We start from the raw sequence: 13,424 nt of genomic DNA, 5'->3' as shown, positions 1-13,424 counted from the left end.
AGTCTCGACAGGTTTTCACTTCCGGCCTGAATATTGAGTGGGTGTATGCGGTTGGGGCGTAGGGGTTTTGGTTCGCAAGTCCGGGCTTCGATGCATGGATAATGAGCATGGGACAAAAAACGTCATTGACTTGTCATCGTCTTGGGAGCAAGTCGACGTACAGTCTTTCATGCCAATGAACGTTGAAACCCCTTTTCTGGGAGTAGATCAGTTATGTCCACTTCGATCCTTCGTGCCCTGTTTTTGGTTTTCTCGGCCGGCTTGTTCCAACCCGTAATGGCGCAAAAGACGGCCGCTAATCCGGTGGCAGGCAATGAGTCGTCCCAATCGTGTGTCGACGTTCAAGCCAACGGCGTGCGGAGCATGGCGTACAACTGCTTTTCCAAGCAATTGGCGCCCACTCCGATGCACAGCGCACGGAATCATCCTGATTTCCCCAATCCGGCCCTGGCATCCGAGCGAGCCGTGCGCTTGTCGCCGAACCAGAATGGGCTCCAGACCAGTATCCATGCTGGAATTATTTCTGGCACGCGCAGAAAACGTTGATAGAATAAGTTTCATTTTTAGTTATCTTGAAGCGCATTGCTTGGGCGCTGCGTGCGTCATCAAAAAGCAGCCGCTTCGGCTTATTAGTTTTTGCACCATTTTCATCTGGAGATTTCGCCTGCATACCTCAGGATGGCCAGTCCTTTCTGTGATGGGTTAACCGGTTTTTGGTCCGGGAAAATCAGGCGTCTGGTTTTGAAAGTTACGTAAGTTCCGTAATTTTCGAGAAAAGTCAGAAACTTATGGTGGCCGTGGTCAACGCGGTGCGGATCCATAAGGGACTGAAGAATAGGCATGGCGTTGTCTTGTTCCTTTTCACGAGTTCTTTAATCGCCAGAGGAAAAATGAAACGCTCTCATGCAATCCTGACCATTGTTGCGGCAATGTCCACCTTGTTGAGCAGTAACGCGAACGCTGCTGTCGAAGATGAAGTGCAACTGCGCCAGATGTTCTGCGCATCCAAGGGCGGCATCGATATCACTTCGGAAGGTGCTCTGTTGCACGTCGGCAAGGACGTTACTGCCGTGGTGGTGTGCCAAATACCGGGAGAGTCGGCCAGCGCCGACGTCACGGCCGCCAAGACTGAGATCGCACCGATGGCTGCCTGCACGCCGTTTTCGACGGTTTGCGGCTCGCTGCTGCCGCCCAGCGGTAGTTACACAGTGTCTTCGTCCAATCCTGTTTTCACCACCTCATGCGCCGCGCAACTGACCGTGCGCAGTGCCGGTGGCCAACCCACAGCCAGCGGTACGTCCGATTTCAACTGCCGCGGCTACAACTACAACAACAGCGTGTTGGACTGCAGCATCCAGTGGTCGGGCCCGACCACGTTTCCCGTCGGCTCGGTGGGTACGGCGAGCGTGAATTTCAATTGCCGTGCCTATGGCTCTGGTACGTTCGGGACCGCCATGAACTACTCCTTCCAGAGTCCGAGGGCGAATTTCACCGACGGACCGACTGCCAGTTCCGTTTCGGTAACGGTGCAATGACACCCGAGCGCTCCAGTATTTGACCGAAGCCAGTGACGCGGCCCGAACTTTGTCGCGCTTGAGCCGGCATCGTTCGGGCCGTCTGTCAGCATCACGCGATTCGTTTCGCGTTCCTTACCCTGGCGGCAGCAGGTCGCTTGTCAACCGGCAGGGTACAAAAGCCACCAGGAGCGTCAATGCAGGCAAGAATTCCGCTTATGGGTGTAGCCGTCGCGATCACCGCGCTGTTTCTCGTCGGATGCGCGGTTTCGCCAGCCCGGGATGGCCCATCACCCACGTCGTTGGTCAAGGTTCAATGCACGACATCCAGCGCTACGGACCTCGGGCCGTGCCAAGGGCGCGCAGATCAGCTATGCGAGGGAGCCGCCCGCTTGCGCGGCATTGAATCGCGCACGGACGCGGGCAACGCGGGGGCGGCAGGCAAGTATCAGCTCTACCATATCAGCGCCAGCTATGAATGCGTGAAAGCGGGTGCGTGATCCGCAAGCCGGGATCGGGACGTCTTCACCAGGCGGCTGTGCCGGTGTCCAGAGCCACAGTCAGAACGGCTTGGCGGTGGCCAGGAATCCGATCACGATCAGCATCGCCACGGCCACGGGCGCCGTCATGTGCCAGGTGGCAATGAATTCTTCGCCCACGCTGGCGCGCCGCAGGCGTCCGGATTGCACGCCGTGCAAGCCGGACAGCGCAATCACCAGCACCGCCTTGACGGGCAGCCAGATGCTGCCCGACCAATACCCCGAACAGGCCATCCCGATACCCAACGCCCAGGCCAGCAGCATGGCGGGCGTGGTGACGGCGTGATCCCAGCGCCGCAACGCCGGGGCGAACGTACGCTCCGCCTCGGCATTGCCGCGCAGGACGCGCAAGAACACCGCCACCGTCAGCACACCGCCGGCAAAGATCAGCGCCGCGGCCACATGCAAGGCTTTCATCCAGGGATAGAGCAGGGCAAGGCTCATGTCGTGCACTCCCTGCGCAGTTGCGTGATCCGGCGCGCCAGGAAGCTGGCGTTCACGAATCCGCCGAACGGCACGATGGCCAGCGCCAGCATGCGCAGCACGTCCGACCGTCGCCACGAGGATCCGGATACCGTCTGCACCAGCGTCCACAGGTAGGCCACGAAGGCCAGTCCATGCACGGGGCCGAGTGCCTGCACGCCATACGGCCAGCCGCCCAGGTGCTTCAGCGGCACGGCCATGAACACCAGCAACAGCAGGGTGGTGCCCTCCAGCACCGAGACCAGTTCAAGCCGGCGCAACTGCGCCAGTTCGGATTCGCGAGATGACGTGATCAAGAGAGACTTCCTTCGAGTGATGGCGGGGCAGGTCCGGGATGTGGCTTTACAGATGCGGCGTTTGCCATAAACGACGTGCGGCAGGCGGATGGAGGGCAGGGATACGGGCATATGCAGTTTCTGGCTCGTGCCGACAGTTATAGCCGTGCGCGGGGGCAGACTGTGAGTGGCAGAAATGACTAAGTTCGATCATTTACTGCCAATAGGAGGTTGATAGAATTCCGCCCTGATCTTCCTTGTCGTGAGGTCCCGCATGCGTACCGTCGCCGTTCTCGTCCTGCCTGACTTCGTTCCCTACGACGTCGGCATCGCCTGCGATGTGTTCTCGCGTGTCCAGTTGCGGGATGCCCAGTGCGCCTATCGTGTGATGGTCTGCGCGCAGACCGCCAAGGTGCATGCCGGGCCTTTCGATCTCCACGCGCCCTGGCGGCTCGATCAGGTCGTGCAGGCGGACGTGGTGATCGTGCCCGGCATCGAGGACCCTTTCCGTTCCATTCCGCCATCCGTGGTGAAGGCGCTGCGTGCGGCACGGCAGCGCGGTGCGCTGATCGCCTCGATCTGCACGGGCGCTTTTGTCCTGGCCGCCGCGGGCCTGCTGGATGGGCGTCGCGCGACGACGCATTGGCTGGCGGCGGGCGAACTGGCCAGGCGCTACCCCGCCATCGACGTGGACCCTGGCGTGCTGTTCGTCGACCAGGGCGACATCGTCACCTCGGCCGGGGCTTCAGCGGGACTGGACATGTGCCTGCATCTGGTGCGCCGCCATCATGGCCAATCGGTGGCCTCGCATTCGGCGCGTCTGGCCGTGGCGCCGCTGCACCGCGACGGCGGACAGGCGCAGTTCATCCCGCAATCCACGCCCGCGTCCGCGGCAAGCCTGGCGCCGCTGTTCGACTGGATGCTGGCCAACCTGGACCAGCCGATCGACGTGGCCGCCTTGGCCGCGCGCGCCTGCATGACGCCGCGCACCTTCGCACGGCGGTTTCGAGAGCAGACGGGAACGACGCCGATCCAGTGGCTGTTGAAGTCCCGCGTGCGCCGTGCGCAGGAGCTGTTGGAAACCAGTGCGGCGACCATCGACCAGATCGCATACGCATCGGGCTTCGATTCCCCGGTCACCTTCCGGACGCGCTTCCAGAATCTCGTTGGGCTGACGCCCAGCGCCTATCGGCGCCGGTTCGGCGGGCCGGCGCAAGAGGCAACGACTGCGCAGGCTGCCGCGTTGGCTGTGTGACGCTACGCCTCGGCGCTGCGCGCCAGTATCCGGTAATGCGCGGCGCCCCTCTCCGGCTCGGACGACACCAGTACGTAATGGCGATAGGCCCACCGTACGGGATCGGCAGGCGCTTCGGGCAAGGTGCTGCAATCGGCCTTGCGCAGCAACGTGACATGCGGTCGGAAGGGCCTGGGCTCGCGTTGCCAGCCCAGGGTCTCCAGCGCCCTCCACAAGCGGTCATGCAGCGCATGCAGGGCGCGTGTCTCGGATTCGTCCTTGCCGGGCATACTCATGCCGGGCGCATCCACACCGGACGTCCCTGCATCGTGGGCATCCATGTCGGACCTATCCAGGCCGGGACACGCATGCACGATTCCCTGTTTCGGAAACGTGCCGTAGCGCGACAGCAGGATTTCCCCGGCCTCGATACGGTCTTCGCGTGTATGCGCGACCAGCGCCGCGACCTGCTCGTGCGTGGCCTGGCCCAGAAAGGCCAGCGTCACATGCAAGGTGTCGGGCCGCATCGGCCGCCCGCCGCAATGCGCGTGGGCGCGCGCCTGCCATGGCAACAGGGCGTCCAGGGCGGCGCCTTCCGGCCACAGGGCGAAGAAGACGCGCAATGAGTCGCGCGAGGCCGCGGAAGAGGGAAGGTCGGTCATGCCGCTCAGCTTAACCGCCCCGCAAGGAAGCGCCACAAATGAAAAGGCCGGCACGGTTGTCGCCCATGCCGGCCTTCCCGATGCCGCCGCATTGCGCGGCGGCTATTCCAAAGCGCTTTACTGCACTGCCACCTGTTGCGACGGCGCCTGTTCGGCGCGCGGCGCAAATTCCGGCAACGGCGTGTCCCAACCGCCACCCAGTGCGCGGATCAGGTTCACGGTGGAACGCGCGCGCTCACCGTTCAACTGCACCGACGCACGCTGCTGCAACAGCACGGAGCGGTCGGCTTCGATCACGTCCAGATAGCTGATCGAGCCTTCGCGGTACTGCGTCTGCGACAGCTTGGCGGCGCGGGTCGACGCCTGCAGCGCGGCTTCCTGCGCCTCGGTCTGGCCGCGCAGCAGGCGCAGGTTGGACAGGTTGTCCTCGACTTCGCGGAAGGCGGTCAGCACCGTCTGGCGGTAATTGGCCACGTCTTCCTCGTACACCGCGCGGGCGCGGTCCACGCCGGCCTGGCGGCGGCCGCCGTCGAAGATCGGGATCGACAGCGCCGTGCCCACCAGCGGGCCCAGCAGGAACGTGCGGCTGGACCACTGGAACAGGTTGCCCAGTTCAGAGGACTCGAAGCCGCCCGCCGCCGTGATGTCCAGGCGCGGGAAGAACGCGGCCTTCGCCACGCCGACGCGGGCGTTGGCGGCGGCCATGGCGCGCTCGGCCGCGGCGATGTCGGGACGGCGTTCCAGCAGCGTGGACGGCAGGCCCGCCGGCACGTCGATGGCTACGCGCGACAGCGGCTGCGACGGCATGTCGAACTCGGCCGGCGCCTTGCCCAGCAGCACCGCCAGGGCATGCTCGGCGGCGCTGCGCTGGCGTTGCACGCCCGCGGCGTCGGCACGGGCCGATTCCAGTTCGGCGCGCGAGCGGGCCAGGTCCAGTTCTCCGATGTCGCCGGCGTCGTAGCGTTGCTGGATCAGCTTGAGCGAGGCGCCGCGCAGGTCGACCGTCTGGCGGTAGATCTGTAGTTCGGCGTCCAACTGGCGCACCTGGAAGTAGCCCGTGGCCACGTCGGCCTGCAAGGCCAGCAGCACCGAGCGGTACAGCGCGGCGCTTTGCTGGGCGTCGGCGTTGGCGGCTTCCACGCCCGAGGAGACACGGCCGAACAGATCGACCTCGTACGACACCGACGCCTGGGCGCGCCACAGCGTGTTGGTGCTCGCCGGACCGTCGTCGCGCAGGCCTTGCGAGGCCGGCGAGACGCGCTGGCGCGAGGGGCCGATGCCGGCATCCAGGTTCGGGTACTGATCCGAACGGGCATCGCGCAGCAGGGCGCGGGCCTGCGACAGCCGCGCGGCGGCGGCCTGCAGCGTCTGGTTGGCCTGCAGGGCCTGTGCCTGCAGGGCGTCGAGCGTCGGGTCGTTGAAGACCTTCCACCAGTCGCCGCGCAGGGCATCCTCGGACGGCTTGGCGGCCTGCCAGTTGCCGGCCTCATGGCCGGCCAGCGTGGTGTCGGCCGGCGCGGCTTCCTTGAAGGCGGCCGGGGTCGAGACCTCGGGCCGGTGGTATTCGGGGCCCACCGCGCAACCCGCCAGCGTCAGCAAGAGGGCAAGCAGGGCGGAGCCGCGTGTGATGGTATGCGTCATGGCTGGCTCCTCAGTCGGCTTCGGCAGGGTGGTGATGGATCGTCGGCGCGGCGTGCGGGCTGGCGCTGTGCAGCGGGCGCTTGCCCAGCTTGCGCAGCAGCACGTAGAACACCGGCGTCAGGAACAGGCCGAACAGCGTCACGCCCAGCATGCCGAAGAACACGGCGATACCCATGGCCTGGCGCATTTCCGCACCGGCGCCGGACGACAGCACCAGCGGCACCACACCCATGATGAACGCGATGGACGTCATCAGGATCGGGCGCAGGCGCAGGCGGCTGGCTTCGATGGCGGCCTGCAGCGGCGTGCTGCCGCCCATTTCGAGTTCGCGGGCGAATTCCACGATAAGGATGGCGTTCTTCGCGGACAGCCCCACCAGCACCATCAAGCCGATCTGCGTGAAGATGTTGTTGTCGCCGCCGGTGAAGTAGACGCCGGTCAGGGCGGCCAGGATGCTCATAGGCACGATCAGGATCACCGCCAGCGGCAGCGTCAGGCTTTCGTACAGCGCGGCCAGCACCAGGAACACCAGCAGCACGCTGATCGGGAACACCCACAGGCCCGCGTTGCCGGCCAGCATCTGCTGGTAGGCCAGATCGGTCCACTCGATCTGGAAGCCGCGCGGCAGCGTTTCCGCGGCGATGCGCGCGGCCGCTTCCTGCGCCTGGTTGGTCGAGAAGCCGGGGCCGGGGCCGCCGTTGATGTCGGCGGCGGTGTAGCCGTTGTAGCGGACCACCATTTCAGGGCCGAAGCTCTGCTTGACCGTGACCAGCGACGACAGCGGCACCATCTCGCCCGAGGCGTTGCGGGTCTTCAGTTGCAGGATGTCCTCGGGATGGGCGCGGAACTGCGCGTCCGCCTGGGCCCGCACCTGGAACACGCGGCCGAAACGGTTGAAGTCGTTGACGTACACCGAGCCCAGGTAGACCTGCATGGTGTCGAACACTTCGGTCACCGGCACGCCCAGTTGGCGGGCCTTCACGCGGTCCAGGTCGACGTCCAGCTGCGGCACGGCGATCTGGTAGTTCGAGAACGTGGGGCCGAGTTCGGGCGTCTGCGCGGCCTTGGCCACGAAGGCCTGGGTGGCGCGGTCCAGCGCCTCATAGCCTTGCGCGCCACGGTCCTCGATCTGCAGCTTGAAGCCGCCCAGCGTGCCCAGGCCCAGGATGGGCGGGGGCGGGAACACCGCGACCGTCGAATCCTTGATCGAGGCGAACTGCTGGTTCAGGGCGCCGGCGATGGCGTTGCCCGACAGCTCGGGGGTGGTGCGCGTGTTGAAATCGTCCAGCGTGACGAACACGATGCCGGCGCTGGAACTGTTGGTGAAGCCGTTGATCGACAGGCCCGGGAAGGCGATGGCGCTCTTGACGCCAGGCTGCTTCAGGGCGATGTCGCTCATGCGGCGGATCACGTCTTCGGTACGGTCGAGCGAGGCGCCGTTGGGCAGCTGCGCGAAGCCGATCAGGTACTGCTTGTCCTGCGCCGGAATGAAGCCGCCGGGCAGGATGTTGCCGATCAGCACGGTCAGGCCCAGCAGCACGGCGTAGACCAGCATCGATCCGCCCTTGCGCTTGACCACGCCGCTGACGCCGGTGGCGTAACGGTCGGACGCGCGGTTGAACGAGCGGTTGAACCAGTTGAAGAACCGGCCGAACAGCTTGTTCATCACACGGGTCAGCGCGTCGGGCTTGTCGTGGTGGCCCTTGAGCAGCATGGCCGACAGGGCGGGCGACAGGGTCAGCGAGTTGAAGGCCGAGATCACCGTCGAGATGGCGATGGTCATGGCGAACTGCTTGTAGAACTGGCCGGTCAGGCCCGTCATGAAGGCCAGCGGCACGAACACGGCGCACAGCGTCAGCGCGATGGCGATGATGGGCCCGCTGACTTCCTGCATGGCCTTGTACGTCGCGTCTCTGGGCGACAGGCCCTCGCTGATGTTGCGCTCGACGTTCTCGACCACCACGATCGCGTCGTCCACCACGATACCGATGGCCAGCACCATGCCGAACAGCGACAGCGCATTGATGGAGTAGCCGAACATCAGCAGCAGCCCGAAGGTGCCGATGATGGACACCGGCACGGCCAGCAGCGGGATGACGGACGCGCGCCAGGTCTGCAGGAACACGATCACCACCAGCACCACCAGCGCGATGGCTTCGAGCAGCGTGTGCACCACGGCCTCGATACTGGAACGCACGAACTGGGTGGGGTCGTACTCGATGCGGTATTCGACCGACGGCGGGAAGTCCTTGGACATCTCGGCCATGGCGGCGCGCACCTGGCTGGACACGTCCAGCGCGTTCGAGCCCGGCGACTGCATGATGCCCATGCCCACCGCCGGCTTGTTGTCCAGCAGCGAGCGCAGCGCGTATTCCTGAGAGTCGAGCTCGACCCGGGCCACGTCGCGCAGGTAGGTGACGGCGCCGTCGGACGAGGTCTTCAGGATGATGCCGCTGAACTCTTCGGCGCTTTGCAGGCGGCCGCGGGCGTTGACCGAGAACTGCATCGGCACGTCGTTGGGCGAGGCGCCGATGGTGCCGGCCGCGACCTGCACGTTCTGTTCGCGGATCGCATTGACCACTTCCATGGCCGTCAGGCCGCGCTGCGCGACCTTCTGCGGGTCGAGCCAGACGCGCATCGAGTAGTCGCCCGCGCCCCACACCGTGACTTCGCCCACGCCGGAGATGCGCGACAGGCGGTCCTTAACGTTGATGACCGCGTAGTTGCGCAGATAGGTGGCGTCATAGCGGTCGTCGGGCGAGATCAGGTGCACCACCAGCGTCAGCGTGGGGGAACTCTTGACCGTGGTGACGCCCAGGCGCTGCACGTCCGGCGGCAGGCGCGGCAGGGCTTGCGCCACGCGGTTCTGCACCAGTTGCTGCGCCTTGTCGGGGTCCACGCCCAGCTTGAAGTACACCGTCAGCGTCAGGTTGCCGTCGCTGTTGGCCTGCGACTGCATGTACATCATGTCTTCGACGCCGTTGATCTGCTGTTCGAGCGGCGAGGCGACGGTTTCGGCGATGACCTTGGGGTTGGCGCCGGGATATTGCGCCCGTACGACGACGGACGGAGGGACCACTTCCGGGTATTCGGAAATGGGCAGCTGGAACATGGCCAGAAGGCCGCCCAGCAGCACCAGAACCGACAGCACGCCTGCGAAGATCGGCCGGTCGATGAAGAACTTGGAGATATTCATTTCTTTGTATTCCGAACAGTCGGCGCCTTACTTCAGGCTGGCCGATGCGGTCTTGACGGCGTCCGGCGCGGTGTCCATGGACACCATGTTGGGCGCGACCAGGTCGCCGGGGCGTACGCGTTGCAGGCCGTTGACGACGATGCGCTCGCCGGCCTTCAGGCCGGACTCGACCACGCGCAGCGGGCCCACGTTGGCGCCCAGCTTCACTTCGCGGTAGTTGGCGTGGTTGTCATCGCCCACCACCAGCACGAAGCGCTTGCTCTGGTCGGTGCCGATGGCGCGCTCGTCGATCAGCACGGCCTGGTAGGGGGCGCTGCCGCCCAGGCGGACGCGGGCATACAGGCCGGGCAGGAGGCTGCCGTCCTTGTTGTCGAACACGGCGCGCACGCGGATCGTGCCCGAGGTCGGATCCAGGCGGTTGTCCACCGATTGCACGGTGCCTTCGCGCGAATAGCCGTCTTCGTTGGCCAGGCCCAGCTGCACCGGCACGGCGCCGCCGGTGGCGCGGGCGGGGTTGACGTAGCGCAGGAAGGTCTGCTCGTCCACGTCGAACGAGGCGTACAACTGCGCCACCGACACCAGCGTGGTCAGCGGCACCGACTGCGCGCCGGCCGACACCACGTTGCCCACGGTGACCTCGGCGCGCGACAGGCGGCCGTCGACCGGTGCGACGATGCGGGTGTAGCCCAGGTTGATCTTGGCCGTGTCCAGCGCGGCCTGCGCGGCCTGCAGGTTGGCCGAGGCCTCGCGGGCGGCGTTTTCCTTCTCTTCGAAGTCGCGGCGGGCGATGGCGTTCTCGGCCATCAGGCGCTTGCCGCGCGCCAGGTCGGACGCCGTGTACGACACCCGGGCGCGGGCGGCGGACAACTGGGCGGCCGCGCGGTCGACCTCGGCCGCGTACGGACGCGGATCGATCGTGAACAGCACGTCGCCCTTCTTGACCAGGGCGCCGTCCTTGAAGTGCACCTGGGTCAAGGTGCCCGAGACCAGCGGCCGGATGTCGACGCGGTCGATGGCTTCCAGGCGGCCGGAGTAGCGCTGCCAGTCGACGATCGAGCGGGTGAAGGCGGGCGCGACGTCGACCGCCGCGCCGGCGGGCGGAGCGGACTGGGCCTGTGCGGTACCCGTCCCCGTGGAGGGGCCGAATACTGCGTAGCCGCCGCCGGCGGCGGCCAGTGCGGTCGCCAAAGCAACCGCGGCAAAACGGGGACGAATAGCCGTCATGGCATTTCCTTGAGATCGAGGGGGAGAAACCTGGCCCGGAGACTGGCGTGCTGCAGGGGATGACGCCGCTGCTGCAGTGCAACAGCCGGAGCGGTTTCTTCTGGACGGTGAGATTCTGGTAGCTTTGACGGTTTGGATAAACAGTGTTTTCATGGCAACACTAGTCGAGCTCGCCGAACAATCCACGCCAGTTCCGCGTTATGCTGTCGACACTCCGTCTTTCCGGGAACACCCATGGATCGCTTCCAAGCCATGCAGGTCTTCGTGCGCGTCGTCGAGGCAAACAGCTTCACGCGCGCGGCCGATGGGCTGGCGCTGCCACGCACCACGGTCACCACCATCATCCAGAACCTCGAACGCCACCTGGGCGTGCGCCTGCTGAACCGCACCACGCGCCGCATCAGCCTGACGCCCGATGGCGCCGCCTATTACAAGCACAGCACCCGCATCCTGGCCGAGGTCGAAGAGACCGAAGCCTGCCTGCAGGACGCCGCCTCGCGCCCGCAGGGCCGCCTGCGGATCGACGTGCCGCCCGCCATCGGCAACCAGATCCTGATTCCGTCGTTGTGTGAATTCCACAGCAAGTATCCCGACGTCGAGCTGGTCATCGGCCTGTCCGACCGCCGGGTCGACCTGGTGCAGGAAGCCGTCGACTGCGTGATCCGCGGCGGCCTGCTGGAGGATTCCAGTCTGGTGGCGCGCCGCATCGGCATCCTGCAGTCGGTCACCTGCGCGTCGCCCAGCTACCTGGCGCGCTACGGCATGCCGCACGACCTGGAAGACCTGCAACGCCATCAGGCGGTGCATTATTTCTGGGCCTCGGGCCGCAATTGCAACTGGGATTTCGTGGTCGACGGCAAGGAGCAGCAGGTCGACGTGCCGGGGGTGGTGTCCGTCAACGACTGGATGGCTCACCTGAAATGTGGCGTGGAAGGCTTCGGCATGATCCAGACCGCCCGTTTCATGGCCTTGCCGCATCTGCTGAGCGGCGAACTGGTCGAAGTGCTGCCGCAGTGGCGCCCCTCGGCCGTGCCCATTTCGCTGCTCTACCTGCAAAGCCGCCAACTGTCCCCCAAGGTTCGCGCCTTTTCCGACTGGGTGGCCGGATTGTTCGCGGGCTGCCCGTTGCTCAACGGCGGCGACGAGAACGATCTGGACGGCGAATACTGCCAGCGCCGCCCGCAAGCGCCCGAACTCACGCCCCAGGCCGTGCAGGCCGCGCGCCTGAACGCGCCGATGGATGCGCCCGAGTTCGTGATGTGAGCGTTATCCGGCCCGCCGCCTGGCAGGCCGGTTTCCTCTCGGGGGCGCCCGTCGGGCAGGCCCGGCGCGGCAGCCGCCATCCAGTGGGGCGCATTCAGCCTTTCGCGGGTATGCTGCGCGTCATGGAGAGCTCCGCGGTGGGGCAGGTTATCCAAACCCGGTATATTCCGAAGTCCGGGCCGAACCTCCTCGAAAGTGGTCTATGCAGACAGTCCTCCCCGCTTCGCTGATCGCCCGCTGGTTGTTGCTGCTGGTGGTATTGGCAGGCTTGTACTTCCTCAGCGGTTTCCTTGTCCCCGTGCTGGCCGCGCTGATCATCGGCCTGGCCACGTGGCCGCTCTACAAGCGCCTGTTGCGGCGTTGCGGCGGCAGTACGCCCGTCGCAGCCACCATCGCCTTGCTGGTCGTGCTGCTGGTGCTCGTCGCACCGATTTCCTTCGCGTTGACGTACGCGGTGAAGGAAGCCAGCCATCTCTTCGCCTGGGCGCTGGAGGTCAACCGGCACGGCATGGCCGCGCCCAACTGGATCCTGGCGCTGCCCGTCTTCGGCGAACAACTGGCGGCGTACTGGCAAAACTACCTGGGTGCGCCGCACGCGCTGGGTGAAATGGTCCAGGCCGTCAGCGGCGAGCACCTGGGCAACATCTACCGCATGGCGCTGTCGGCCACCGGCAACGTCTTCCAGTTGCTGCTGACCGTGCTGTTCATGCTGATCACGCTGTTTTTCGTCTACAAGGACGGCGGCCGCATCCTCGACCAGATGGACATCCTGGGCGAGCGCATCCTGCCGGCGCGCTGGCAGCGCTTCTCGCGCGTGGTGCCCGCCACCATCAGTTCCACCGTCACCGGCATGTGCCTGATCGCCCTGGGCGAGGGCGTGGTGCTGGGTATCGCCTACTGGATCGCCGGCGTGCCCTCGCCGGTGCTGCTGGGCGTGATCACCGGCTTCATGGCGCTGATCCCGGGCGGCGCGCCGCTGTGCTTCACCCTGGTGTCGCTGTACCTGGTGGGTTCCAACCACATGGTGGCGGGCGTCGCCCTGTTCGTCTGGGGCACGGTCGAACTGTTCATCGTGGACAAGACGTTGCGTCCGCGCCTGGTGGGCGGTCCGGTCAAACTGCCGTTCCTGCCGACCTTTTTCGGCCTGGTCGGCGGCGTCAAGACCATGGGCATCGTGGGGCTGTTCGTCGGGCCGGTGCTGATGGCGCTGCTGGTGGCGATCTGGCGCGAATGGGTGCGCAACGTCACCCAGGAGCGCGACGAGGAACGCCTGCGGATCGAACGAAACGCTTCATCCGACTGACCTCCTGTCACAGGAGTATGCTTGCAGGGGGATGCGAGGCGTCCCCGCCGGTTTCCAGGGGCCAGTTGCCTCTTCCGGCGTGCCAATGAG

General features: G+C 65.7%; 11 protein-coding genes. 5 read left to right on the top strand and 6 right to left on the bottom strand.

Annotation, left to right across the window (positions count from 1 at the left end):
• Positions 1-213: 213 nt before the first annotated feature.
• Positions 214-546, top strand: coding sequence for a hypothetical protein (locus A7W11_RS28100; protein WP_156523172.1), 333 nt, complete (start codon positions 214-216; stop codon positions 544-546).
• A 344-nt stretch (positions 547-890) separates the two neighbouring features.
• Positions 891-1,535: a hypothetical protein gene (locus A7W11_RS20140; protein WP_156523171.1), complete on the top strand. Its 645-nt coding sequence runs from the start codon at positions 891-893 to the stop codon at positions 1,533-1,535.
• A 539-nt stretch (positions 1,536-2,074) separates the two neighbouring features.
• Here the strand turns inward: A7W11_RS20140 and A7W11_RS20135 are convergent.
• Together A7W11_RS20135 and A7W11_RS28845 are read right to left on the bottom strand one after the other, a co-directional pair.
• The gene (locus A7W11_RS20135; RefSeq protein ID WP_082887384.1) at positions 2,075-2,497 is read right to left on the bottom strand and encodes a CopD family protein; all 423 of its coding nucleotides are present in this window, start codon (positions 2,495-2,497) and stop codon (positions 2,075-2,077) included.
• On the bottom strand, positions 2,494-2,832 hold the full coding sequence (locus A7W11_RS28845) for a DUF3817 domain-containing protein (protein ID WP_066417928.1): 339 nt from the start codon (positions 2,830-2,832) through the stop codon (positions 2,494-2,496). Before A7W11_RS28845 ends, A7W11_RS20135 begins: the two co-directional genes overlap by 4 nt.
• 253 nt (positions 2,833-3,085) lie before the next feature.
• Here A7W11_RS28845 and A7W11_RS20125 point away from each other — a divergent pair, with 253 nt between their 5' ends.
• Positions 3,086-4,066 (top strand): GlxA family transcriptional regulator, encoded by a 981-nt coding sequence (locus A7W11_RS20125; protein WP_066417917.1) that lies wholly within the window; start codon positions 3,086-3,088, stop codon positions 4,064-4,066.
• Between the two features lie 2 nt (positions 4,067-4,068).
• Here the strand turns inward: A7W11_RS20125 and A7W11_RS20120 are convergent, their stop codons facing one another.
• The 4 genes from A7W11_RS20120 to A7W11_RS20105 form a co-directional block, all read right to left on the bottom strand.
• Entirely contained in the window at positions 4,069-4,707 is a 639-nt protein-coding gene (locus A7W11_RS20120) for a 2'-5' RNA ligase family protein (protein ID WP_066417914.1), read from the bottom strand.
• 117 nt (positions 4,708-4,824) lie between these two features.
• Positions 4,825-6,348, bottom strand: coding sequence for an efflux transporter outer membrane subunit (locus A7W11_RS20115; RefSeq protein WP_066417911.1), 1,524 nt, complete (start codon positions 6,346-6,348; stop codon positions 4,825-4,827).
• A gap of 10 nt (positions 6,349-6,358) precedes the next feature.
• Complete coding sequence (locus A7W11_RS20110; RefSeq protein WP_066417908.1) at positions 6,359-9,544, bottom strand: efflux RND transporter permease subunit; 3,186 nt, start codon at positions 9,542-9,544, stop codon at positions 6,359-6,361.
• Positions 9,545-9,571: 27 nt separating this feature from the next.
• The gene (locus tag A7W11_RS20105; RefSeq protein WP_066417905.1) at positions 9,572-10,768 is read right to left on the bottom strand and encodes an efflux RND transporter periplasmic adaptor subunit; all 1,197 of its coding nucleotides are present in this window, start codon (positions 10,766-10,768) and stop codon (positions 9,572-9,574) included.
• A 234-nt stretch (positions 10,769-11,002) separates the two neighbouring features.
• Between A7W11_RS20105 and A7W11_RS20100 the strand changes: the two genes are divergently transcribed.
• Both A7W11_RS20100 and A7W11_RS20095 read left to right on the top strand, forming a co-directional pair.
• Positions 11,003-12,031 (top strand): LysR family transcriptional regulator, encoded by a 1,029-nt coding sequence (locus A7W11_RS20100; protein ID WP_066417895.1) that lies wholly within the window; start codon positions 11,003-11,005, stop codon positions 12,029-12,031.
• Between the two features lie 202 nt (positions 12,032-12,233).
• Positions 12,234-13,334, top strand: coding sequence for an AI-2E family transporter (locus A7W11_RS20095; protein WP_066417893.1), 1,101 nt, complete (start codon positions 12,234-12,236; stop codon positions 13,332-13,334).
• Positions 13,335-13,424 lie beyond the last annotated feature (90 nt).

The organism is Bordetella ansorpii (assembly GCF_900078315.1).
Classification (GTDB): domain Bacteria; phylum Pseudomonadota; class Gammaproteobacteria; order Burkholderiales; family Burkholderiaceae_B; genus Bordetella; species Bordetella ansorpii.
This window is presented reverse-complemented; position numbering and strand designations above follow the sequence as displayed.